The organism is Rathayibacter sp. AY1G1 (genome assembly GCF_002932095.1).
Classification (GTDB): Bacteria; Actinomycetota; Actinomycetes; order Actinomycetales; family Microbacteriaceae; genus Rathayibacter.
The window spans coordinates 1-22,596 of record NZ_PSUZ01000038.1 but is presented as its reverse complement, the minus strand read 5'-3'; the positions used below and the strand labels follow the sequence as shown (position 1 = coordinate 22,596).

Here is a 22,596-nt window from a genome sequence, read left to right as displayed (position 1 = left end):
CCTCTCCCACTGCTGCACAGGAAGGCCCGACCATGACCACCACGACCACCGCACCCCGCCCCGCCCACCGCTTCGACCCGTACCAGGAGGACCCGACGCTGCGAGCGGCCGAGGTCGCCGTCGACGCCGCGGCCGCGTCCGGCGACGCCGACGCGACCGCCGCCGCAGCGCGAGCGCTGATCGTCGCCGCGGCCGCCTACGGCTGGCCCGCCGCGACCGCCCTCGTCTTCAAGTACGAGACGACCGGCCCCATCGCCCACGTCTGGGGACTGTGGAAAGTCCTCGACGCCGACCGCCAGGTGCTCCGCGAATGGGACGAAGAGCCCGGCGACATGACCGATGAGTCCGAGGAGGAACTGATCGCCCTCGACCTCATCAGCAACCGCCGCGCGACCCTCGACTACACCGACTTCGGAAAGCCCATCGGCTCTACGACCCTGATCCTCCACACGCTCGCGCTCTAAGCGCGCGCCGCGGGCCGACCCGAAACGGGCCGGCCCGCACGAGGGGGAGAGCCCCCTCGACCCCCCGGTCACGCGCGTGGAACGGCCACGCGCGCTCGAGCGGTAGTCAGCGGCGAGGACGCGGCTTGTACTTCTTCCCCGCCCGGATGTTCCGGTTCTCGATCACCCCGACCACCGCCAGGCCGGCTGCCACGGCGACGATCAGCGCCCACCCGAGCACGTTGAACCACTCACCGGTGAACGCCGCGTAGGTCTGCTCGCCGGCGATTGTGAAGAGCATGAACGACAGCCCGAACCAGACCATGCCGTTGCTGATCAGTGCAGCACGCGTGAGCTTGGTCCGAGGCTTCGACATGCGCCCACCCTCCCACCGGACCCTGGACGTGTCCACGAGATCCCGACCGACCTCGAACAGCAGAGGCGCCGGTTACTCCCGGTCCTAGCCGAGCGGTGCCGGCGCGACCCGCTGCGCGGATCGCGCGTGCAGCACGAGGAACCCCGGAGCTATGTCGACGTCCAACGCGACTCCCAGGACGCGGGCGAACTCGACCAGGCCCTCGACCCGCCACACATCATGCTCCTGGAACCGCGATCGCTCGACGAGCGACAGGCAGGGGTCGCCGGGGGATCGGGGTCCGGACGTCGAGCGGCACTTGTGCACGTGTCTACGGCGACGCCTCGCTAATGGGCGGCGTCGTACGCCTCCACCACCTGCGCCGAGATGCGGCCGCGCGGAGAGACCTCGTGGCCGTTCTTGGCCGCCCACTCCCGAATCGCCTTCAACCGCTCCGGATCGCTCTTCCCGCGAGCAGGAGACGTGGAGCCGGCGTTGCCGTCCCGGCGCACGCGGCGGCCGGCGCTGACGTACTTCTCGAAAACCTCGCGCAGCGCGGCGGCGTTCTCCGCCGACAGATCGATCTCGTAGTTCGCACCATCGATCGAGAAGGAGACGGTTCCACCGTCACCCTCGATCGCAGAGCCGTCCAGGTCATCGATGAGAGTCAGCTTCTGTGCCATCAGGGTGTCTCCAAGCAGGTGAGAGTGATTGCCTCATGTCTAGCAGCCGGGTGTTCCTTCACCGCCGAAGACCACATGCGACGGTCCGATACTCTGCATCCCTGCTGAGCTTGGTCCGTAGCTGAAAGCAGGAGGGTACCGACGTCCGTGGAGACGCGGCCAGGAGACGCCGTTCCCCGCTCTGGCATAGTGATCTGTCGATGGTAGATGCAGCCGGCAGCCCCACGTTCGTGCTCACGGTCGATGCCGTCAAATGGGCGATCGCGACGTTGAGCAAGCGCAAGATTCATCCCCACTTCCTCGCCTACTTGCAGGTCCACCGCCGCTGGACGTACGACGGGCAGTTCGATCCGCAGTGGTCAGAGCTGCGTCCTCTCCTTGAGATGCCCGGCGGACCGCGGAAAAAACCGAACTACCGACCGCTCTGGAACAGAGACAGCGACGGATCGGTCTTCTGGTTCAACGACAACTTGGCGGGGAGCTTCGCCACCAGCTCGATCCGAAGGACCGCAGGGTTTCTTGTTGACGGAGAGACCTACGTCCTGCCCGAGGACCATGCGATTCGGGCGCTCGACAAGCTCCTCTACGGCGACCGCGCGCCGGCAGTAGCACTCAGCGTGTACCTGTTCCGCAACTTCGGGTTCCGAATCTCCACCGGAAGCTCGCCTGCCGACTCGGGTCTCACGATGGTCGAACTCGATCGGCTACGAGCCGCGAACCCCTCTGAGTTCGAACGCCGTCGCGACATCAGCCCAACCGTCATCGGGAGCCTCGCGCGCCCAACTGCTGTGGACGATGGTTGGCGCCGAGGCGACGATAGTTCTGATCTGCTCCCCGAGCCGGGGGACGTGGTGACCGCCTTCCGAAGACGCTTCCAGTTCAACGATGACGAGGAGTTCGAGAGCTTGTTCGATGCATCCGCCCCTTCGGCCGGCTCCACGTGGTTCGAACCTCTTCTCGAAGCTCAGGTGGAGTGATGGCTGCTGTCGTACAACTCGTGCCGCGAGTGCGCGTCCTCACAGCCGGTGATCTGGGCATCGGTGTCGACGCAACGATCGAGGAGACGCACGCGTCGAACGCACCCGACGCGCCTCGGATGCCAGCCAATCACCCGATGCTCCTTCTCGTTCAACACCTGCTCCCTACGTTCGGCGGAGTCATCTTTACTGGACCTCCCGGGACTGGCAAGACCTTCTACGCCTCGCAGATCGCTGAGGCACTAGCCGGCGACACGGCGCGAGTGCAGTTCGTTCAGTTCCACGCGTCCTACCAGTACGACGACTTCATGGAGGGTTTCGTACCCGCCTCCGGCGGAGGCTTCGACCGTAAGTCGGGCATCTTCAAGAGGATCTGCGAAGCCGCTGCGCAAGACCCAGAGCACACCTATGTGCTCGTCATCGACGAGCTGAGCCGCGCCGATGCAGCTCGAGTGTTTGGTGAAGCACTCACCTACGTCGAGCGCAGCAAGCGCGGCCTCGAGGTCGCGCTGGCCTCCGGCGAATCGTTGCGCGTTCCTCAGAACCTAGAGATTCTCGCCACGATGAATCCCATCGACAGGGGAGTCGACGAGGTCGACGCTGCCTTTGAGCGCCGATTCGCGAAGATCAAGATCGACCCCGACCGCGCCGCCCTGGAAGAGATCCTCGACCTCGGAGGAGTCACAGACCCTCTCAAGAAAAAGCTTCTGGGGTGGTTTCAGATGATCAACGGGATGGCGCGAGACAACCCGGCGGCAGCGATCGGTCACGCGTACTTCATCAACGTCGACGGGCCGGCGGCGCTACGTGATGTGTGGGAGTACCAGCTCCAGTTCGCTGTGGATCGTGCCTTCCGGCTCGACCCCGATACACGCGGCCGCGTTGAGTCCGGGTGGGAAGGTATCTTCGCTGGCCTCCAGGAGCATGACGAGGATTCGGACCGAAGCGATGACTCCGCCGGGCCGAACGACGCCGCGTGACACTCGGAACGTCCACTGCTCCGCGTTTGCGAGAGTGCAGCGAGTATGGTTTCGTCTCGGTAGATCGGGACGAAATCCTGTCGTCCGAAGGCAAGCTCGACATCTACGACTCCGTCGCCAAACTCAACGCCTTCACAGTCGATTTCAAAGGCTCTGATCTCAGACTCCAGGCTGGCGGGATCGTCGGAATCGTTCCGATCAACGACCAAATCGTCTTGCGCATCACCCCTCGAACACCGATGTCCAACCTCACGCGGATGGTCCAGCGCAGCGGCTTCGAAGTTTCCGCCCTCGACGCGCTGCGCACGTACGCGACGGCAGCGACCGTCTCGGACTGGGTACTCGACATCTACGCCGACGCGCTCATCCGCCACTGCGAAGAGATTCGAAATAGAGGCCTCTACCGGACCTATGTCCGCAAGACGGACGCCGGGTCCCGACCCCGCGGTCACCTCGAAATCCCCAACACTGTCCGCCACTTCGCAGCGCGAGGGATCACCACCAAGGCTGAGTTCTCGTGGTTCGAACGCACCACGGACAACGCCTATAACCGTTGCCTGAAAGCAGCGCTCACTACTCTGCACCGCCGGTACGTCGGCCCCCGCCGTGGTCTCACCGGCAGCCAGCGCCGCGTCCGACTGCTGGCAAGTCTGCTGCGCACCTTCACGGACGTCGAGGCTGACCCTCAGCAGCGATACTTCGCGGATCCGGTCGTGACAGGACTCGCAGAACCTCCCGCGTCACGGACTTACTACCGCGAGCCGCTCCGTCTCGCCGTCGCGATTTTGACCGATCGCGGGATCTCGCTCGATGAGGGCGCCGGCGACGTGAAGCTCCCGTCGATGCTTCTCAACATGGGCGACCTGTTCGAAGCGTACGTCCGCACAACACTCCACCGCATCGCCACCGATCGCAGTTGGCCAGTTCGTGTCCTCGACGGGAACAAGGACGGGAAGAGGCCGCTCTACCGGAGCTCGAACATCCCGCTCGTGCTCGATGGGGAAGATTTTCCGGCCGTCGTCGAGACGGAGAAGTCGCCGAACGCGACGCCCGACATCGTGTTCCGGCGCGACGATGGAACCGTTCCTCTGATCGCGGAGCTGAAGAATACGTTGATGAAGGGGCTGCCCGAGCGCACCGAGGTCAATCAAGCGGTGACTTACGCCACGCTCTATGGAACGACCAGCGTCCTGCTGGTGCACCCAAAAACCGATCAGCACGCGGGCGGACTGCACCTGATCGGCGATGTCGGAGCTGTGTCCGTTTTTGACTACCGTTACGACCTCGCCGCGGTCGACCTTGACGCAGAGGATCAGCGCTTCGCCCGCCAGGTCGGAGCGCTTCTCGGAGTTACTTCGTAGGTCCGCCCCACGTAGGAGCCTCCGGCGCATCCATCAGAGGCACCAGATCGACACCGACAGCGTCGCGTCCCATGCTGGCGGCGGTCTTCAATGTGGTCCCCGTCCCCATAAACGGGTCTAGGACCACTCCGCGTCCAGGCGTTCCGTGGCCGCAGTCCGTCCACCCTGTCGTCTTCTTCTTCGAGAACGTGAACTCGCGGAAATACCCACCGAGCGCCTGCTTCGCCTCAGCTGCCAGGCGCTGCACTTCGAGGGTGTTGCGCCCGGTGCCCGTCTGGAACTTCGTCGCCTTGCCGACGTCCGACACACCGGTCGCCTGGATCGCGCGGATGTGCTCGTCCGTCAGTCCGGCGGCGTCCGCTAGCTCCATGGCTCGCTTCGCCTGCGGTCGGGTCGTGTCGAGCTCGCGAGTGCGCTCGACCACCCGCCGGCGGGCGGTGCCGCACGTTGCGCACACCTGCTGAGGGGCGCCGAGGAGAACAGCGCGCCGCACGAGCTCCTGAGGGTAGGGCGCGAGGTGAGCGCCCATATTCCGTTCCGGGTTGATCGTCCACACGTCGCCAGGGTTGGCTCCGTTGCCCATCTCGGCTGAGTACCCCACGAGGTCGTAGTAGTAGTTCGGCTTGTAGGTCAGATGAATGATGTACTCGTGCCGGTTCGCCAGCCGATCGCGGGCGGGATCCGGCATCCCGCCTTCCTTGGCCCAGATGATGCGGTTGCGGACCGCCCACCCCGCATCGATGGCCTTCGCTTCGATGCGCGACGGGATGCCGACGAGGGACCGGCGGTAGTACGTGTCGCCGACATTCAGGAAGATCGATCCGCTGGGACGGAGAACGCGCTTCCACTCGTCGAGGCAGTCCATGATCGAGGAGACGTACGCCTCTGGCGTCGCTTCGAGGCCGATCTGGTCGACGTGACCGTAGTCGCGCTTGTTCCAGTACGGAGGAGACGTCACGATCAGGTCCGCGAAGTTGTCCGGCAACTTCGTATCTCGAGCATCACCGTTCACGACGTCGATCGTGGGTGCTGCGAGGTTCGCCTCCCAGGACTCGAGAGACCCGACGCTGGCCGTCCCCAGCAGCGGCATGGAGGGCGTCGAGGAGCGGCTGCCGGCCGAACTTGATTGTGCGCTGTCCATGTGGCCTGACTCCTCGAAACGACGTCGACGCCCCGTGGCGTCCTTACGACGGTAGCTGAATCACGGGCTGTCGTCGAGTCCCAGAAGCGAACAGATCTTCGAAGGTTTCGCGTCTACAGCTTGTCGATCCAAGTGTCCTCGTCGCGATCGGCCCAGGCGTTCCCTGTTCGTCGCGTGCCGGCCGACTCGACTCGTCGAGTCAGGCTGATGAGCAAGGTCTGCGCCTGTCGTTGAGTCAGATCGAGCACAGAACTGATTCGCAGGCCCGTCAATTCCGCAACCACATCGAACTGATCCCGCGCCGTCGCAACGCCGAGCTTCGCGAAGGCCAGCCGGAGTTGCCCACGGACGGAGTCCGTCATCATCGGCTCGGCAGCAAGACCCGTCGATGCGCCTTCGTCATCGCCGAAGAGTGAGGGAGGGGTCTCCACCCGTCAGTCCTCGAACAGCTCGCGGCGAGCCCCGTCACCGAGGCCGGCGTAGTCTTCCGCGATCGTCTGCTCCAGGTACTGCTCTTTCGGCGACAGGGGCCGTTTCCGCGGCGCCTCGTTCGGCTCACGTGACGGCTGCTCGGAAGCGGAGGGGGTGGACGAGTCGTCAACGTTCATGGCACAACGTTAGCCGCCCCCTTGGAAGCGTCGGAGGTCAGGATTGACGCCAATCGCGACCGCTGAGCCGCAGATCTGGTGTCGCCCTCACCGTCAGGGAGCGATCGGCGCAACGAAGACCGACGGTCGGTCGTCGTCGGTGAAGGAGTGCGTCGTCGTGTCTACCCGGACCTTCGATCCGCCGGCGTCCACTGTGGTGACGATGCGCTGTAGCTGCCCGAGTGGCGCGCCGTCCAGGGCGGCGAGCGAGCGTCCGATGTGTCGAGCTGACAGGCTCGTGAGCTTCGCAGTCCGCTCCCCCCGCGATTTCTTCGTATGACCGAGGGTCGGAGAGCAGATCTGGCAGGTGACGTAAGTCGACAGGGCCTCAATCGCCGCCCGGTCAAGAAGCAGAGGCATCCGCGGCCCCCCGTCACCATGAGCTACCTCCTTGCGGAAATTTTCGGGATCCCCATGCAACCAGAACGACCAGGCGCGGTCTCGATCGATCTGCTCCCGAAGACTTGAGCAGTCCCACAAATGCACGCGTCGAACACCCGAACCTGCAACAACATAAATGCGGTCGGCATCAACAGCCTGACGAATCGATGCCTTCTCCGCAGACGCCTGCTCCACCATGAAGGACCGTAGCTCGTCGTCCGTCAGAAACCGTTGCTGGCGGTAGTCCATCTCCGCTTCCGTGAATACATCCTGAGCCTTTACAAGAGCTGCGCGCAGCTCGGCTTTTGACCGCATGACCTAACCCTACGAGAAGTCAAATGTCAGTCGGAGGAGGTCGCCGTCGATGCCAGGAGCGTGGCTGCCACCGAGGGATGCGGCACTACGGCAGTGGGCCGAGCAGGTGCGGTCCGTTGTTGCGGACGCAGCTCACGTCGCAGGACACCTCGGAGTGATGAACGGGCCCTCAGTCCTTCACTACCCCGCGCACGGCCCCGATCACTGCTATCACCGCCGCCAAGATCGCGATCGGAACGAACAGTCCGGGCAGCCACTTTTCTACAGCGCCGCCCGTTACCAGGCCGACGCCCAGGAGGGCGCCCGAGATGATGCCGACCGTCGACAACTTCTCGCGACCCGTCTTGGGCTTCGTCGCCCACTTCCAAAATGCTCCACCGATCGTGACAGCGCCCGCTGTGACGGCGAGGAGAGCCAGTCCCGGCCCGGTAGCGCCATTGATGAGAGCGAACACACTCAGGACACCGGCCGCCGCCGCTTCAACGCCCACTGCGATTGCCGCGACCTTCAAATAGGGGCGCCATTTGGGAGCAGGCAAAGACTGGCTAGCGTTCGCGGTCATGCGTCGAGTATGGCTCGGACAGGATTGCTGCGTCGTCCGGCCAGTGAAACTACCTACTGCCGACCGGGTGTCCCCGTAGGGGATCGCTCAGCGGGCCGTCGAGTCGGCGGGTGCTGCTCTCGGCCGCGCTGTGCGTCGCGGCCGAGAGCAGGGCGACACCGGCGGACCCCCGCCGGTCTGTCGCGTGCGGCGTCAGCAAAGTCCCCACTTCTCGACCGCACCGCCACAGTAGAGCCACCAGCGCGGTGCCCGAACGTCATCCGAGCCGAACGCTGCTGCGCAGCTCACTGCCGCTCCACGCTTCGAGAACCCACCGGTCAGGTCCAAGCGGTGCGCCTGCCATGGCCCGTGCTGCTTCCCGGGCCCGCTCCGCGGAGCCGTAGACCCCGATGACGACCGACGTCTCGTCCCAGAAGGCGCTCCGCAGAAGTAGGTAGTGCTCGCCGTCGATGCTGATACTCACGCCACGGATCCTCGCCGGTCGCAGGACGCCGCAGTGGCTCTGGCATGAAGCGCTACGCCGTTGGCGCGGGTCTAGTCAGCGGATCGCGTAGCGGGCGCGGCTCAGGCCCAGCGGCGCCTGAGCCATTGCAGTGCAGCGGTCGCTTCCCGCCGCTGAAACTCGCGGATGGTCGGCATGTCCTCAGGTGGCGGTTCGCGCAACGTCTCGATCCACGAGCCGGCGAGGCCGGCGAGTACCGAGTCGATCGCGTCCGCCGGGACGCGACGTAAGGAGGGGTGCTCGAGAAGTCCTTCTGCGTTCCCGTCCGGATTCCGCACGAGGACGTCGAGAAGGTAGGTCACTCCATCGAACCAGGATGCTCCGATGCACGCCCACGGCCAGTCGACCAGCCACACCCGCGCGTTCGCGTCAATGAGAAGGTTGTCGGCGCGGCAGTCCAGATGCACCAGGTGCTCTCCCTCGACCACTTGCGGAAGCCGCGCCGAGGCTTCCCGAAGGCGGTCGAGGTGGGCACCGATCCACGGGTCGAGTTCTCCCACGCTTCCTGAGGTGGCGAGGCGGTCCCAGCTCGACGCGTCCGGTGTGAGCTCGTCCGACAGGCGGGGAAGCGTCGAGTGATCGACGCGAGGCAGGGCGGCCAACGCGTCGAGGACGGCCGCCGACTCGCTCGACTCGGAATGACGGCCATCGACGTCCTCGAACGCCACCACTACCCAGTCGTCCTGCTCGACCATCCCGACCAGACCGGGGGCCGGGACCGACGCCGGCAGGTCGCGGACGACCACGGCCTCGCGACGATGCAGCTCGAACGTGCCGACGTTGCGCGCGCGACTGATCGACTTCGCGAAGACACGACGCCCGCCCGCGAGCACCAGCCGATCAGCTCCTCCAGAGGAGAACCCGCCCGACTGACTCGACGCCGAAACCACCTCGCCGCCGATCGCGTCCTCGAACGCACGACGTACCGGACCGGGCACGTTCGCCCAGGTCGTCCTCACCATGACTATCCCCCGTCTGACGCTCCTACATTGGCAGGTAGGAGAGACGGGACCGATGACCGTCTGGGTCAGAAAGTAGCCGCGCCGAACGGAAGAGTTTCGGCGTGCTCGCCGTCGTCGTCGTACCAAACGAACTCTGCGTTGTTGATGAGTTCGGCGGGTCCGGGAGACACGGTTCGTCGGTTGTGGGCATAGGCCGCCTGCCACTGCTGCTCGTCCAGCGAGCGGGCGTAGATCAGTGAGAGGTGGAACACCCATTCCTCGAGCGGGAGCTCCCCGATCCGATAGAGGTCGGTCAGGTCGAGGAGACTGGTCAGGTTTGCGTAGGCGGTGACGAGTGAAGGGGTGCGCTCGAGTTGAGCGAGGAGGACCTGGAACGGCGGAGGGAACCCGTCAACCGCGACCACGTGAAGCTCGATCCGAGACTGGTTCTCCGCCCACGCGGCGAGAGCATCACGGAGGAGGATTACCCGGTTGGGCTCGTAGAACCCCCGCAGGGTGACGTGGCCGGCATTTGGCCAGGAGAGTCCATCGGGCAGTCGCTCTTGCAGAGCCGACCGCTCCTCGTCGTAGAAGGCGGCGACGTCGACGGCGGGCCGGAGAACGAGGTACTGCTGGCCGCGCAGCGACTCCAGCTGCTCGGGGTCGGTCATGAAGGGGCGAGTCATGTGAAGCTCCGGTCATCAGCGAGTTGTCCAGACCGTACCCGCATCGAGACTCACCGATTTGAGTGTTACGCGCTGACCCGACAACGAAGGGACTCGCGCTGAGCGTTCCGTATGGGGATCGTCGTCCGGACGGTGAAACTACCCACTGACATCCGGCGTCCGGTGGCGGTCCCCTGCTGAACGGTGCGGGGAGGCAGCCCGTTGCACTTACTGGTCGAGCCGTCGAGCGAAGTGATGGGCGGTGATGTCCATCCGTTCGCGTAGGTAGAAGCGATGCGCCTCGAAGCGTTGCACGCCGGAGTCGAGCTCGATCGCGCTGCACCCCAGTTCCCGGCCTCGCTCCGCTAGGGCGGCTAGGAGTGCCGCGCCGTGACCGTGGGATCGCTCGGCGGCGGCGGTGGAGAGGTCATCGACGTAGAGCTTCCTGATGGCGCTCGTGTTGACGACTACTCGCCAGCCGGCGACAGCCACGCAGCGATCGTCTTGCAGTAGGGCGGTGAAGCGGAGACCTTGGGGCGCGCCTTCTCGCAGTACCAGCTCGAGCAGTTCGTCAGTGAGATGGGGGCGCAGCTCGCGGAGGACGAGAAGAGCGGCCGCCCACCGCGCGTCGCCGGGCTCTAGATCAATGATCACGGCGAGGAGACTAGCGCTCGCATCGTCCCGTACGGGAACGGGTTAGAGGGCGTCCCGTAAGGGGATGGGTCACCGAGTCAGTAGACGCAGGTGAGTCAGCCGACGGTGAAGTCACCGACTCGGGTGGTTCCGTCTGTGACGTAGACGGGGATGGTGTGCGCGATCCCCTCGTTCTGCTCCTGCCACTCGAGGGCGTCTTCCGGGGTGGTGAAGGAGCGTTGCGCGGTGGTGCCGTCCGCGTCCTCGAGGTCACTCCGGCGCACGTACCCTTGTTCGCCGTCGTCGGCGGTGACGGCGATGAGGTCTGGTTCGCCGTTCTCGTTGATGACGCCGTAGGTCAGCCCCTCCTCATTGGTCGCCCAGTCGGTGGTTGTTGCTGTTGCGTAGGTGGCGGTCATCGACCAGCGCGCATCCGGCGACGTGGTGATCTGCATGCTGCCGTCGATGACGTTCGACAAGGGGAAGAGCGAAGGTGCGATGCCCGGTTCAGTCCCCGTTCCGAAGTCGGTCGAGGAGCAGCGAAGGCTCGACCCGTCCGGGAAGCCGAACCGGCCCGGGGTGAGGCAGCGCAGTGAGAGGACGACGCCGTTCGCGTCGTCGGGAGTGGCGCCGAGGTCGATGGAGTTGGTGCCGGTGAAGGTGCCGGTGGTCGTGGTGCTGATCGTGGTGATGTCCGTCGCTCCGGGGACGGGGAGGAGGCCGGTGGCGGCGGCGGTCGCGGTGCCGGCGAACAGGGCGAGGGCTGTGACTCCTCCGCCGAGCCACCACCGGCGCCGCGTGGATCGCAAGCGGGCGGGAGTGTCGATGTGGTCGATAAGTGCGGTTCGGAAGGCGCCGGCGAAGTCGTCGCTCATCTGCGGGGCGGTCATGACGTTTCTCCTAGCGTCGACTGGAGGTAGAGGTCGAGCGTGGGGTGTCCGAGATGTTCGCGCAGTGCGGCCCGAGCGCGATGCAGCTTCGTCCGGGTCGTGCCGGCGCTGAGCCCGAGCACGGGCGCGGCGTCGGTGGGGCTGTAGCCCTCGATCATCACGAGCGTGACCAGGTGCAGATTGGTCGGTGACAGCTGTCCCAGCGCCGCGGCGAGGCGCCGGTCTTCGAGTTCGTCGCTCAGGGCGACGTCCTCGGCTGAACGGTGATGCTCACCGTGGGGGAGCGCGTCGAGAAGGGCGCGGTAACGGAGGCGGCTACGGGTGAGGTTCCGGGCGGCGTTGGTCGTGGTGACCAGCAGCCACGGCAGAACCGAGCCGTCTATGAGCCGCACCGACGCGCGTCGACGCCAGAGCTCGAGGAACGCGATCGCTGTCGCGTCCTCGGCATCGTCGGCGTCGACCAGGAGCCGGTACGCATGCCTAAAGACGCGGGCACGATGCTGATCAAAGATCAGCGCGAACGCCGCGCCATCCCCGGAGGAGCCTCGCTCCCACGTCTCAGCGTCACCGCTCTTCGTCGCGTCCATACCTAGTAGTGTCCGGCCGGCTCCGCAGCGTTACGCGCGACGCAAATTCATCCGTTCCGTTTGGGGATCGATCACCGGGTCGTCACGCGGTGCGGCCGAGCATCGCAGCGGACGCTGCGGCGCAGTTCTGCGGGCGACGCGCTCGATCGTGTCTTCAGAGCATGGCGGCCTACCGAGGCGACTGCTTCAGAGGACTTGTCCGTCACCTATGGCTTTGGGGCCTTCAACGATAGTGAAGGCCGCTCCGGCGCTGAGGGAGCTGTAGTCGATGTCGTACAGAAGCTGAAGGGTCACTTCGCTCGTCTCGCCGGGATCGACTTCAGTAGCCTCGCTGCTGCGCACGATCACGCCGAGATGCGTTCCGTCGCCGCCGACGACGACGACATGAGGTCGGTACCTTCCGTCGAGACCGATGGGCGCCTTTCGGCCGCCGTCGCTGGTTGGACGGAGACGGATCCTCGCGCGAACCGTTCTCGCGTCTGATTGCGGTGGTGTCACCGGCTGACCACTCTGCCTACTGTTCGATGCATGGACTGACCATCGCAGCCGCGCTTCGCGTCCCGGATTGGGATCGTTCAGCGCTTCGGTCGCAGGGGCAGGCCGGTCCGCCCAGTAGGCGAAGGAATCCGATCCTGGGCCCGCGTCAGGAGGCGTCGCTGTCTCTAGTCGAGGCGTCGATCGAGTCGAGGGTGACAACCATGACGGGCTGTATCGACCGCATTTGAACTGCTCGAGCGTCTTCCACTGCTCGAGCGTCTTCCACTGCGCTGCGGACGAGCGTGAAATGGACAGACCCTGATGCGAAGTCGGCTTCGGGGTCGACAGAGATTGGCGACGACTGAAGCGACAGGACGGCTTGAGCCGCACGGCCCGCCGAGAGTCGAACCATTCGGGGGAGCAGCCCGTCGATTAGGAACAATCCTTGTGCGACCACCTGCTCCCGCCACAATACGTTGGCGGCCGGAAGGTTCGAGCGTAAGTGGATGCTATTCACCCACCACTCCACTCCCCAAGCATCGGACGGCGGAGCCGTCCGGAGGCGAGAGGCGGCGTAGGCCCGAAGTACAACCGAGTCACCTGAACGAGTGAACCCGCGTTCGATGAGCGGTCGGAGCGTGGGATCGTCGTCGACCGCCCTGACCGTCGACGGCGCGCTCAATCGCATCTCGTCGTTCAACCAGCGCTCCACGGCTCAACTCTGTCACGCAGTGACGTTGCGCATCGTCCCGTAAGGGAATCGACTGGCGGGCTATTCCTCGATCGGTTCAGCGCCCTCGAGCGGAGTCAGCGTCGCCCAGAATCCGTTCCCGGACCTGAGGTACAGGCGGAGGGGCTGGTCGGTGTCCATCGGGTCTCCGTCCGGGTAGAGGTCGGTGCCGCTGCACGCATCAGGCATCGACACGACGCGGATTGTCTCTCCTGCAATGAACGGTCCCTTCTCTGTCTCATCCACGGTGACCATGTATGCGGATGCTGCGACGCTGAAGACGCTCTGAGTTCCCGAGGCGCGAGTGGAGGCGGTCGTGATGACCGCTTCGGCGACCTCGTAGCGGGCTTCCGCGGATCCAAAATACGCCCAGCCCGGGCATCCCGACGTCTGCACCGCCGGCGCGCAGCCGGCGGCGGTGAGCAGCGCCGCTCCGGTTGTGAGCGCGGCAGCAACTCGAATGCGGTGACGCGAACCCGAGGTCATGCCGGTGACGCTACCCGCTCAGCTCCGTCCCATATGGGGATCCCGTAACGGGACGTTCCTGGCTCCAGGAGCGACAGTGACGTCACCCTCGATCTAGCGCCGGTTGCGCGACGCTGATGAGAGCCAGCACGATCACCACGGCGGCGGTGACTGTTGCTGCCATGAGTGCTTGGCGAGCGGGCGAGTCGAAAAGCCCCGGCGCTTCGTCCGGCTCTAGGTCAGCGGAGTGACCGCCTTGGACGCAGCGGCGCGGATGGAACGGCCCTCCTGTTGCCCTTCGCGCACGCTCCTCTCAGGAGGAAGCTGGTGACGCAAGCTCGGGTAAGCCGTTGCCATGATCATGAGTGGAACGAGGACGACGAGAACGAGTGGTTCGTCCCACAAGTCGGGCCACGTGTTCAGCAACACGATCGCGACGACGACGAGCAGTAGCGCATAGGCGGATGCGTAACGCAACACCCGCGAACTGATGGACACGTGCTCAGTATGACGGCACGGCACGACCACCAGCCGACCCTATTACTGGTTAACAACCGCGGCCGAGAGGAGGGGCGCCAGACAGCAGGTGAGAAGACTAACGATTCGATGTGGACCTGGCGCGCTCAGGAAGCAGATTCTCGGCGCAAGAGAATCTCCTGCAGGTCATGGATGCTTTGTAAGTCCGGGGCACGCCTCACCGTGTTCATGTAGGTAGCGATTACCGCGAGCGGCGCCGTAATGACGAGCAAGCCGACGGAAATCGGGGTAAGAGCCTGCGTGGAGGGGCCCCCGAAGAAAAGATTGCCCAGCAGCAGGCCTCCCGCGAGACCGGCCGCCAGACCGAAGTCAAAACTGGCCCGCGCTCGTCGACGCACTCGACGGCACACTGCCGTGATCATCTCTTCCAACTCCGCGCTCGATCGGTCATTCAGGTCCACGCGCGGAGAATACCCGCCTGAGACCTAGCGCGCTTGCCACTCGCCAGCCAGATCCTGGCATCGCTGAGCTGACGCCGCACGCGACAGCCCGGCGGGGGGCGGTGTCGCCCTGCTCTCGGCCGCGACGCACAGCGCGACTGAGATCAACACCCGCCGGCAGCGGCCCATTGAACGATCTCCATAAGGGTCGAGGTGGTGTCGGGTGGGAGACTCTGCGGTAGTTTCACGACCGAGGGTGGTCATGGTGGAAGTGCTCAAGGGCTCGAGCCTGCTCGCGTCGGGTGTTGTGATCGCCGTGATCTGCTCGCTGTTGCAGTTTCAGGCCGGCGTTCGTGCAGATTTGAATCAGACAGGGGGCCAGCTCAGCCCAGTCCTGCTCGTGGGAATTCTGATCGGATTTGTCGTCTCAGCCGTCGGCGCGATTCAGCTGTTCCAGTGCTACGAACGGTGGGTCACCGCTTCCGCTAGCCGCCGTGCGAAGCCTGCGGACCTGGTTCCTCGGCGTAGGTGAGGTAGCACCGCACGACCGCGTGTCCCCCGCCACATGCGCACCGCTGGGTGCTACGTGAGACGCTGGGTGCTATGTGAGACGCTGACTGCTATGGGAATTCTTGCGAGTGTGTTTGGTGCTGGTTCCGATGAAGAGGCGGGCGCGGCGCTGTCGGGATCGGACGGTCTCGTCTGCGACATAGATCCGACCGGACTCTGGGAGCTCGAAGGCATCCTGACCTCGACACCAGCGCTCGAGGTTCCCGCGGCGCAGTACCAGCCGGTTGCGGCGACCGATGACTACGAGAGCTTCGTCATCGCAGTCAGCACCGGCCTGGGTGGCGCGCTAGACGCCGCAGGTGAGACGGGTCGTGCCGCCGCAGCGCGGCAGTGGGAGGATGCGTCGTCCGAGCTCGAGGGATGGTCACCCGAGCAGGTGCACCGCCTCGTCGAGGATCTCGCTTCGACACTCGCCTCAATCGCCGCGGCCGGTCAGCGCCCCTACCTGCGGGTGAGTGTCTGATCTGTGAACTGAGCTGAGTCAAGAAGTTGCTCCGCTGGGACATCAACTAGATGAGGTGGAAGGTGCGGCGTCGGCTCAGTGCCCAGACGAGTGCGCCGGCGAGGAGTACCGCGCATGTCAGGCCGGCGACGTGCAGGACGAGCGACGGCATTCCGTTCTCGGGGAGCAGGAAGCCGTACGGCACCCATCCGTCGGTCGCTCCGCGGACGAGCACGACGACGACCCAGACGATCGGGTAGGGCAGGACCACCCACAGCCGCCGCCACGAGAGCGGTCCGCGGTCGGCGATGACGATCCAGTCGAGGAGGACGAGCGCGGGGAGTACCACGTGCAGGAAGGAGCTGACCCAGGGCGGGGCCGTCCCGGTACCGGGAACGAGGGTGTTGTAGATCACGGCGACGACGATCAGGTAGGCCGTCGCCGCGCCGCGGACGTAGCGCAGCCACGCCGGAGTCGGACGGCGGGCGAGCCCGACCGATCCGGCGACGATCAGCACCGTGCTCGCGAGGAGGCTGGTCTGGTTCGTGAAGTAGCCGAAGTAGTCGAACGGATTCGGATCGCCGGCCGCGATGCTCAAGGCGTAGGTGTGGAGGATCACCGCGATCGCCGCTGCACCGACTGCGACGCGAGCAGCGCCCACGAACGGGCGGGTCGGTGCCGGGGAACTCATCGGGTCAGCCTAGGCACCATCCCGACATCGACGGCACCGCGCTGACCCACGCGGTTACCGCGCAGCACGGACAGGCCGCGGACGCCGCCGAGCTGGTGAGCGACGCGGCGGCCACACTCGTCACGATCGGCCTCCGCGAGCCTGCGTAGCTCGAAACGTTCCACTCACCGATGGCTCAGCGGGCAGCGAACCTGGAGCGCACGCGTGTTCGTCACCTAGGCGCTGCGCCTCCGTCGCCGCAGCATAACGATGCCGTGCACGGCGAGACCGATCGCGAGGACGAGACCGCCGAATCCGAACACCAAGTTAGAAGTGAAGAAGCCCCACACCCCGACGAGGCACCACAGCGCCGCGAAGACGAAAAGTGCTTTCGGTGTCATCGTTCGTTTCATATCGAGCCTCGATGTCTCTTCGATCTTGACCGTGAGACCAGCGTACGTCGAGCCGAGCGGTGGGCGAAGTGTGATCGATGAGAACTTGTCGCCCAGTCCACGCTGGCGCCCCTGTCCCGTATGGGGATCCCTGCACGGTCACTAGTCGGCGCAGCTATCGCCCCCCTCAGCCGCCGGTGGGTAGCTGCGGCGTCTCGAAGAAGAGGTACGGCAGGAAGTGGAGTGTCACTGAGGCGGCGATGCCGATGACCGGCACTATCCAGTAGCGCTGGCGAGGGTGAGCGAGTCGGCGGACGGTGATGAAGGCGACGACGGGTGTCACGAGGACCGGCACCCATGCGCCAAGCGTTGCCCACTGCTCGGCTGGTCCGAAATCGCGCAGGTCCTGTGCTTCATCGAAGGCCGGGTGCATCAGGTTGCCGTAGTGCAGCAGCGTGAACGGGACCAGGGCGACGGCGAGTGCGAAGTGAACGACCGCGAAGACACCGATTCGGAAGCGAGCGCGGTCGAGGTCTATTGCGAAGGCCGGAGAGGTCACCAGCGAAGACTAGCCAGTGAGGACGGTCTGCTTGCTAGGCAACCGCGAGAGGTCCGCCCGCCGATCGAGGCGTCCGTATGGGGATCGTTCAGCGGATGGCGGCGGCCGGCTGAGGGCGTTGATCAGCGGTCTCCGTCGTCCGCGGCGGACCGAGCCCGAGTGCGCGTCTGAGGCCGAACGCGCCTGACGCAGGCCCGGGCAACTCTCGCCGTCGCCGGTCGTAGGTTCGGCTAGGTTCAACTCGTGCCTTCGAGTCGACCAAGTGACCTTTCCGCTTCGGCAACAACAGGAGCAAGTTTTCTTGCGCACGCGTGGATGGCCCTGCTTGTGGCGGTTTCTTACACGGTATCTGCTCTTGTGATTGCTGGACCGATGCGTGAAGCGGCCTCGGGAGTGCAATACACGCTGGCAGATGCAATTTTGGAGTACGCGTGGCCGTTTGCTTTAGTTGCTGTAGTTCTTCTGGCGCTGTCGCCCTTGACCTCGAAAATATCGAGATCCATTAGTGGCGGCAATAATATTGACTCGCATCAACGATTGAGTGTCACTAGGCAATCTTGGCTTATTTCGCTAGTTTCATTTGGTGTCTGTTTGATTCCCGCAACCCTTGCCAGCGCTTTCGGGCTTTTGATAGTGCCATTCTTGCTAATCATTGGCACACCATCGTCCTTTTGCGTAGTTCTGGTCTTCTTGCATAGGGCGATTGCGCGCAGTGCGCGGCGAATCAGACCTTGAAATAGTTGGTGGCGGGCTCGCCGTCATACCGTGCGTCACGGCGTATCGCCAGCGACTGCACAATCCGCCGCCGTCCCGCATGCGGATCGTTCACCGGTGCAGTGCGGTGCGGTGCGGTGGCGTCGATATCCGCTCGCTGTCAGCCGTCGAGGGTCCACGCGGATCGCGCGAAGTTCGCCAGGCCCTGTGCTCTGTGGAAGGAAGACGGGAACGCGCACGCCAAGCGTTCGATCGTGGGAATCAAGGAGAGAGACGTCAGCTCGCCGTCGAGCTGCGCTCGGACGTGGAGGATCGCGGTCTTCCCGAGGTGGGCTTCCACGAAGTCGGGCTCGACCGAGTGGATGTCGTCCGAGCTGATCTGCCTGACGGGGCGAGGTTCCGCGCCGGCCGACCAGACGGTGAGGCCGTCCTCGGCGATCGAGACGGTCACCAGGTCACCCAGCGGTCCATCGATCGCGGGATCGACAGCAGGTGCCGCGGACAGCTCGCGCAGGACGTCGTACTGATTCGATGCGACGAACACGACCGCCTCCGGTAGGCGACGCCTCACCATTCGGGCGGTCCGCAGTCGCGGCAACGCGATGTAGGCGGCGACCCCGATCGCTCCCACGATGCCGAACAGCACCGCGGAAACGATGTAGGCCACTCGTCCCGCAGGTGTGTCGTAGTAGCTGAACAGAGCCAAGCCGACCACGAACAGCGCTATCAGAACGACGACGATCACGACACGAATCGGACGGATCATCTGCGGCCTCTGTTCAGGTCGATGGAGAGCAGACGAGTTTCCTGCTGCGTCCGCCCTGCGACGGAAACCCGTCCTTCCTGCGCCACTCTAGAGCTGAGCCCAAGCGGCGATGACCGGTCGGCCCGCCCACTTCGCGGTCACTGCAAGGCCGACTTAACGGATCTGAGCCTGTTCCGTATGGGGATCCTTCACCGGAACCCCTGCGGGGAGCGGAAGTCCTATTGCTACTTCTCCGCTGCTGATGCTGCGGCGGCAGCGCGTTGCAGCAGCTCGGACGCACCGTTGAGTCGTTCGGAATTTGCTGTCTAAGCAGAGCTTCGACTAGGCGCTGATTTTAGCAATGGATGATACTAAGAAAGAAATTCCGAGAACAAGCATTGCTATAGAAACAAATAATACGGTGGCCGGGGTTGATGACCTGGCGACACGTTCCGCCCTGTTCCCGTAAATTCTCCGTATCATCCTCGCGTTGAAGCGCGCGTAAGCCTTTCCTTTCCATGCCAGCAATATTGCGGCGGCAACGAAAATAATGCCCGCTACTAGTTGAATATATCGTTCGTCCATTGGTTCTACTTTTCTTCTGCTCGTAGGGGCAACGCACTCGTCGCCACAGGAGAAACCCGAAGCGGCGATTCTGTTGCCGGCCGCCCGCTCGCCGCCAGCAGTTCTGGTCGTGGGAAAACCTAGCTCTTCCGGCACGCCTGATGAGCTGCGCGGAGTTGGACCCAAGCAGTGGGCGGTGTAGCTCGACATGTGCCGTACGGGGATCCGTCCACGGGACGATCCCCAACCCGGCGTCAAGACTGATTGAAGTGTCGGAACGTGCGCGTGCGCGAGCGTAGATCATCGGTCCTGTCGGTGCATGAACAGATAGAGAGCGGCGACGACCGTAGAGAGCCCAACAACGGCTGCCGTCACTCCAAGGACGATCCAGCCCGCCCGCACGTCGGGTGCCACCGCCAGTCCGGTCGCAACACCGGCGAGGGCGATGACTAGGGGCGTGAGAGCCACCAGTATTCGGCGCATAGCCGAAGCCTAGGTTCGGTCGATGAGGATCGCTGGGCTGTTCCGATGGGCGTCCGGTAGGGGGTGGCTCACCGGACGCGATTCACCGCCGTCGCCTCCGGCGACGTCGCCCGCTCTCGGAAGACGTTGCGGCCGAAGGATTCGTCGACCGACTTCCGCTTGTGCACAGGAGTGGGAGCACTCGTGCAGGCGAGATCGAGCACCGTCGTCACTCGAGGGGCGCTAGTCGGCGAATTGTCCCGTAAGACCCGCCCGGTGAATTGTCCGATGAGGGGGTGCTGACTGGGACACTAGGAGTATGGCTGAGCTGGTGGGTTACGCGCGCGTTTCAACCGACAAGCAGGACGCCCAGTCGCAGCGCGACGCGCTGGCGGCCGGGGGTGTTCCGCTCGAGCGGATCTATGTCGACGCTGGCCTCACGGGCTCCAACCGCGACCGGCCGGCGCTGCGCGAAGCTCTTGCCGCGTGCGACGTGGGTTCGACGTTGTACGTGACAAAGCTCGACCGACTAGCACGGTCGATCAGTGACGCGCGCGACATTGTGGACGAACTCACGCGCCGGGGTGTGCGTCTGAACATCGGCGGGTCGCTGCACGATCCGCACGACCCGATCGGCCGACTGCTGTTCAACGTGCTTGCGATGATCGCGGAGTTCGAGGGCGACCTCATCAGGGCGCGCACTCGCGAGGGAATGAAGGTCGCGAAGGCGAAGGGGCGACTGCGCGGCAAGAAGCCGAAGCTGAGCCCGAAGATCGAGGCGCACTTGGTCGCGGAGTGTCGGTCGGGCAACTACTCGATCGCGGAGTTGGCTGAGCAGTTTTCCGTGGGTCGGTCTACGGTGTATCGCGCCTTGCAGCGCGCCGACCTCGCGGACGCTCGATCAGCTCCGGTCACTCTTCCGTTGCCCGTCGAGCTCGACTCGTGAGGGGCGCGCCGCAGGTTCGGCCGACCTGCATCCTCTGCGGCTCCGAGGGACTGACCCGTTCGCACATCTACGGCCGCACGTTGCGCGCGGAGTTCGGTCAGGAGAGGGCTGCTCACCACACGCTGACGAATGTCGATGGCCGCGCGGAGGCGACCGTCGACAGGTGGGAGTCGGGCATCGGAATGATCTTCTCTCAGGGCAAGTGGCTCTGCTACGAGTGCAACAACGTCTGGATGGCCGGTCTTGAAGACGCGGCGCTGCCCACGGTCGTGAACATCATCCGCGGTGAGTCGGTCTACTTCGATCGGGCGACCACGGAGGCCGTCGCGAGCTGGGCGATCATCGCGTCGATCCTCCGCGCGCAACTGGTCCCGGATGGGGAGCCCTACGCTCCCGCCGCAGCCAGACGTTTCCGACAAGACGGCCTCGAGGCGGCGGAGGCTGCTGTATGGCTGGTGAGCGCTGCCGAGGACCCGACGGTTCGCGCTCCGGGGACCGCCGCCTCGTCGTACTGGCGTGCCCCAGACCTCTCGGGCGGCATCGCTCAGCACTGGCTGAAGTCGCTGTGTGTCGTCGTGGCGAGCGGCGATCATCGAGACCGCGTGGCGGAGCGAATCTGGACCCTTCGTGACGCGGCGTTGCCGCTGTATCCGCCGGCGGAGACACGTCGATGGCCCTCCGGTCGCTCCGCGCCCGATCGCGTCCTCATGCGGGCGACTGGTCTAGACGAAAGGACCGTGGCTGCACGGGCGGCGTTCCGTCCCACGGAGCGTCCTCCAGCGGGAAGAACGCGAACGATCATCCCGCTCTAACTGGACATCTCCGTGCGCTTGAGCGCCGGGCTAGCTGCGCTCTCGGGCTGAGCATGCACTGGGGCCATCCATCCGATAAGCGGCGCGATGCCGGAGTCGGGTGGCCGTCAGGAGTGCCCCGAAGGGGCATCCCGGAGGGACGCACAGCGCTCTTGACGGTCGGCCGGCGTAGGCAAGAGTGAAGCGTCGGATGGACGGCCGGACCGCAGCCGGCGCGCAGGTCGCGGGCGGGAGAAGCCCCCGCGAGCATGACTGCTCGAGCGGGGGGTTCCTACGCGACGAGGGCGGTCTTCGTGCGCGAGCGTTCTACTCGTTCGGCCACGACGCCAGGGCGTCGCGGGGGACGATCGTCGGCACTCCGTCGACGGCTTGGATCGTCGTGCCGGGCTCTCCGAGTCCGGCGGCGTGCGCGATCGCTGCGAGGACCAGTCGCGTGTGTTCGAGGTCGAGGCCGGCGATGTCCTCTCGGAGGTCGACAGGGACGCCCTGTCCGAGCGACGAGGCGATCCGCGCGACGCGCTGTTCGCCTCCGCTGAGCGCTCCGATTTCGTAGCCGAGGCGGTCGAAGTCGACGGCGCTCGTCTTCCAGGCGTTGTCGGTCTTGACCCATGGAGCGCCGGCGTACACGAGGCCCGATCGGATCAGCAGTTCGACGGCGGCCGCGAGTGGGTTGGCCCCCTCCGCCCAGGCGCGGACCTGGCCGTGGAGCGCGGCAGCTTCGTGGTCGGTCATGCAGCGTTCTCGATTGACGCGGAGCTGTCACTCTGGGTCGATTCGGCGGTGGTTCCCTCCGCCGACGTCGTGCGTCGCGAGCGAGTGACGCGAGCGCGAGTCTGCTCGGGTCGCGGCACTCCTGCTGCGCGGAGTTCCTTCTCCGACCATCCGGCGGCGAGGGCGTCAGCCCATGCCTTGCTGTGCCGGTTCTGCGCGTCGCTAAGGGTGGCGCGTGCGGTGTCGGTGTCGTTGGCGGCGGAGACGATCGTGCGGACCGCCTCGACGCGCTTCTCGACGCTCTGTTCGAGCAGTCGGCGGGCGGCGTCGGCGGCGTCGTCAGGGTTCCTCGTGTGG

Annotated in this window: 33 protein-coding genes; 8 read left to right on the top strand and 25 right to left on the bottom strand. The window is 65.1% G+C overall.

From position 1 onward, the window contains the following. A partial coding sequence (locus tag C5C36_RS16225) for a hypothetical protein (protein WP_219814916.1) occupies window positions 1-464 on the top strand: 464 nt, incomplete at its 5' end. 106 nt (window positions 465-570) lie between these two features. On the opposite strand, the gene C5C36_RS16220 is transcribed toward C5C36_RS16225, so the two are convergent. From C5C36_RS16220 to C5C36_RS16215, 3 genes are all read right to left on the bottom strand, one after another. Next, window positions 571-819 (bottom strand): hypothetical protein, encoded by a 249-nt coding sequence (locus tag C5C36_RS16220; protein WP_104310045.1) that lies wholly within the window; start codon window positions 817-819, stop codon window positions 571-573. 84 nt (window positions 820-903) lie between these two features. Continuing rightward, complete coding sequence (locus C5C36_RS18150; RefSeq protein WP_258072321.1) at window positions 904-1,035, bottom strand: hypothetical protein; 132 nt, start codon at window positions 1,033-1,035, stop codon at window positions 904-906. Between the two features lie 110 nt (window positions 1,036-1,145). Further along, window positions 1,146-1,481 carry an Lsr2 family protein gene (locus tag C5C36_RS16215; RefSeq protein WP_104310044.1) on the bottom strand — a complete coding sequence of 112 codons (336 nt, stop codon included), beginning with the start codon at window positions 1,479-1,481 and terminating at the stop codon, window positions 1,146-1,148. Window positions 1,482-1,681: 200 nt separating this feature from the next. On the opposite strand from C5C36_RS16215, the gene C5C36_RS16210 reads away from it, so the two are divergent. From C5C36_RS16210 to C5C36_RS16200, 3 genes are read left to right on the top strand one after another with little or no spacing between them, the layout of a single operon-like run. Further along, complete coding sequence (locus C5C36_RS16210; protein WP_104310043.1) at window positions 1,682-2,458, top strand: hypothetical protein; 777 nt, start codon at window positions 1,682-1,684, stop codon at window positions 2,456-2,458. Next, the gene (locus C5C36_RS16205) at window positions 2,458-3,438 is read left to right on the top strand and encodes an McrB family protein (RefSeq protein ID WP_104310042.1); all 981 of its coding nucleotides are present in this window, start codon (window positions 2,458-2,460) and stop codon (window positions 3,436-3,438) included. Before C5C36_RS16210 ends, C5C36_RS16205 begins: the two co-directional genes overlap by 1 nt. Then, window positions 3,435-4,799, top strand: a complete 1,365-nt coding sequence (locus tag C5C36_RS16200; protein ID WP_104310041.1) for an McrC family protein — start codon at window positions 3,435-3,437, stop codon at window positions 4,797-4,799. Before C5C36_RS16205 ends, C5C36_RS16200 begins: the two co-directional genes overlap by 4 nt. Here C5C36_RS16200 and C5C36_RS16195 read toward each other — a convergent pair. The 15 genes from C5C36_RS16195 to C5C36_RS16135 all read right to left on the bottom strand — a co-directional run bounded on the left by C5C36_RS16195 (window position 4,789) and on the right by C5C36_RS16135 (window position 14,673). Then, window positions 4,789-5,940, bottom strand: a complete 1,152-nt coding sequence (locus C5C36_RS16195) for a site-specific DNA-methyltransferase (protein WP_219814915.1) — start codon at window positions 5,938-5,940, stop codon at window positions 4,789-4,791. The two genes, C5C36_RS16200 and C5C36_RS16195, sit on opposite strands and share 11 nt — an antisense overlap. Window positions 5,941-6,053: 113 nt before the next feature. Next, complete coding sequence (locus C5C36_RS16190; RefSeq protein ID WP_104310040.1) at window positions 6,054-6,371, bottom strand: hypothetical protein; 318 nt, start codon at window positions 6,369-6,371, stop codon at window positions 6,054-6,056. 3 nt (window positions 6,372-6,374) lie between these two features. Next, a complete protein-coding gene (locus C5C36_RS17790) occupies window positions 6,375-6,548 on the bottom strand; it encodes a hypothetical protein (protein WP_181133843.1) in 174 nt (57 codons plus the stop codon). Between the two features lie 93 nt (window positions 6,549-6,641). Continuing rightward, window positions 6,642-7,283 (bottom strand): hypothetical protein, encoded by a 642-nt coding sequence (locus C5C36_RS16185; RefSeq protein WP_146085361.1) that lies wholly within the window; start codon window positions 7,281-7,283, stop codon window positions 6,642-6,644. Between the two features lie 169 nt (window positions 7,284-7,452). Then, a complete protein-coding gene (locus tag C5C36_RS16180; protein ID WP_146085360.1) occupies window positions 7,453-7,845 on the bottom strand; it encodes a hypothetical protein in 393 nt (130 codons plus the stop codon). A 256-nt stretch (window positions 7,846-8,101) separates the two neighbouring features. Then, window positions 8,102-8,308, bottom strand: coding sequence for a hypothetical protein (locus tag C5C36_RS16175; protein WP_104310037.1), 207 nt, complete (start codon window positions 8,306-8,308; stop codon window positions 8,102-8,104). Window positions 8,309-8,409: 101 nt separating this feature from the next. Continuing rightward, entirely contained in the window at window positions 8,410-9,309 is a 900-nt protein-coding gene (locus C5C36_RS16170; RefSeq protein WP_104310036.1) for a phosphotransferase, read from the bottom strand. A gap of 65 nt (window positions 9,310-9,374) precedes the next feature. Further along, window positions 9,375-9,959 (bottom strand): hypothetical protein, encoded by a 585-nt coding sequence (locus tag C5C36_RS16165; protein WP_104310047.1) that lies wholly within the window; start codon window positions 9,957-9,959, stop codon window positions 9,375-9,377. Window positions 9,960-10,181: 222 nt separating this feature from the next. Beyond that, entirely contained in the window at window positions 10,182-10,607 is a 426-nt protein-coding gene (locus C5C36_RS16160; RefSeq protein ID WP_104234413.1) for a GNAT family N-acetyltransferase, read from the bottom strand. Window positions 10,608-10,702: 95 nt separating this feature from the next. Next, window positions 10,703-11,476 (bottom strand): peptidase M56 family protein, encoded by a 774-nt coding sequence (locus C5C36_RS16155; RefSeq protein WP_104310035.1) that lies wholly within the window; start codon window positions 11,474-11,476, stop codon window positions 10,703-10,705. Beyond that, the gene (locus tag C5C36_RS16150; protein ID WP_104297796.1) at window positions 11,473-12,063 is read right to left on the bottom strand and encodes an RNA polymerase sigma factor; all 591 of its coding nucleotides are present in this window, start codon (window positions 12,061-12,063) and stop codon (window positions 11,473-11,475) included. The genes C5C36_RS16155 and C5C36_RS16150 overlap by 4 nt, the downstream gene beginning before the upstream one ends. A 186-nt stretch (window positions 12,064-12,249) precedes the next feature. Next, complete coding sequence (locus C5C36_RS17785) at window positions 12,250-12,411, bottom strand: hypothetical protein (protein WP_181027273.1); 162 nt, start codon at window positions 12,409-12,411, stop codon at window positions 12,250-12,252. A 901-nt stretch (window positions 12,412-13,312) separates the two neighbouring features. Then, window positions 13,313-13,756: a hypothetical protein gene (locus tag C5C36_RS16145; protein ID WP_146085359.1), complete on the bottom strand. Its 444-nt coding sequence runs from the start codon at window positions 13,754-13,756 to the stop codon at window positions 13,313-13,315. Window positions 13,757-13,969: 213 nt separating this feature from the next. Then, window positions 13,970-14,233, bottom strand: coding sequence for a hypothetical protein (locus C5C36_RS16140; protein WP_104248171.1), 264 nt, complete (start codon window positions 14,231-14,233; stop codon window positions 13,970-13,972). Window positions 14,234-14,358: 125 nt separating this feature from the next. Then, a complete protein-coding gene (locus tag C5C36_RS16135) occupies window positions 14,359-14,673 on the bottom strand; it encodes a hypothetical protein (protein ID WP_146076581.1) in 315 nt (104 codons plus the stop codon). 241 nt (window positions 14,674-14,914) lie between these two features. Here C5C36_RS16135 and C5C36_RS16130 point away from each other — a divergent pair, with 241 nt between their 5' ends. Beyond that, window positions 14,915-15,184 carry a hypothetical protein gene (locus C5C36_RS16130; protein ID WP_104248173.1) on the top strand — a complete coding sequence of 90 codons (270 nt, stop codon included), beginning with the start codon at window positions 14,915-14,917 and terminating at the stop codon, window positions 15,182-15,184. Window positions 15,185-15,274: 90 nt separating this feature from the next. Continuing rightward, window positions 15,275-15,685, top strand: coding sequence for a hypothetical protein (locus C5C36_RS16125; protein WP_104248174.1), 411 nt, complete (start codon window positions 15,275-15,277; stop codon window positions 15,683-15,685). Between the two features lie 46 nt (window positions 15,686-15,731). Here C5C36_RS16125 and C5C36_RS16120 read toward each other — a convergent pair whose 3' ends face one another. The 5 genes from C5C36_RS16120 to C5C36_RS17405 form a co-directional block, all read right to left on the bottom strand. Further along, window positions 15,732-16,355 (bottom strand): Pr6Pr family membrane protein, encoded by a 624-nt coding sequence (locus C5C36_RS16120; protein WP_104248175.1) that lies wholly within the window; start codon window positions 16,353-16,355, stop codon window positions 15,732-15,734. Between the two features lie 215 nt (window positions 16,356-16,570). After that, window positions 16,571-16,735, bottom strand: a complete 165-nt coding sequence (locus C5C36_RS17780; protein WP_181027262.1) for a hypothetical protein — start codon at window positions 16,733-16,735, stop codon at window positions 16,571-16,573. Between the two features lie 178 nt (window positions 16,736-16,913). Then, window positions 16,914-17,285, bottom strand: a complete 372-nt coding sequence (locus C5C36_RS16115) for a hypothetical protein (RefSeq protein WP_104310032.1) — start codon at window positions 17,283-17,285, stop codon at window positions 16,914-16,916. Between the two features lie 874 nt (window positions 17,286-18,159). After that, complete coding sequence (locus tag C5C36_RS16110) at window positions 18,160-18,744, bottom strand: hypothetical protein (RefSeq protein ID WP_104248177.1); 585 nt, start codon at window positions 18,742-18,744, stop codon at window positions 18,160-18,162. Between the two features lie 864 nt (window positions 18,745-19,608). Beyond that, on the bottom strand, window positions 19,609-19,791 hold the full coding sequence (locus C5C36_RS17405; protein WP_146078904.1) for a hypothetical protein: 183 nt from the start codon (window positions 19,789-19,791) through the stop codon (window positions 19,609-19,611). A 298-nt stretch (window positions 19,792-20,089) separates the two neighbouring features. On the opposite strand from C5C36_RS17405, the gene C5C36_RS16105 reads away from it, so the two are divergent. Both C5C36_RS16105 and C5C36_RS16100 read left to right on the top strand, forming a co-directional pair. Next, a complete protein-coding gene (locus C5C36_RS16105; protein ID WP_104248178.1) occupies window positions 20,090-20,716 on the top strand; it encodes a recombinase family protein in 627 nt (208 codons plus the stop codon). A gap of 80 nt (window positions 20,717-20,796) precedes the next feature. Then, entirely contained in the window at window positions 20,797-21,528 is a 732-nt protein-coding gene (locus tag C5C36_RS16100; RefSeq protein ID WP_146081537.1) for a hypothetical protein, read from the top strand. Between the two features lie 306 nt (window positions 21,529-21,834). On the opposite strand, the gene C5C36_RS16095 is transcribed toward C5C36_RS16100, so the two are convergent. Beyond that, entirely contained in the window at window positions 21,835-22,260 is a 426-nt protein-coding gene (locus C5C36_RS16095) for a hypothetical protein (protein WP_104248180.1), read from the bottom strand. Continuing rightward, window positions 22,257-22,596 (bottom strand): hypothetical protein (locus C5C36_RS17915; RefSeq protein ID WP_219814914.1); only part of this gene is annotated, 340 nt, incomplete at its 5' end. The genes C5C36_RS17915 and C5C36_RS16095, both read right to left, overlap by 4 nt.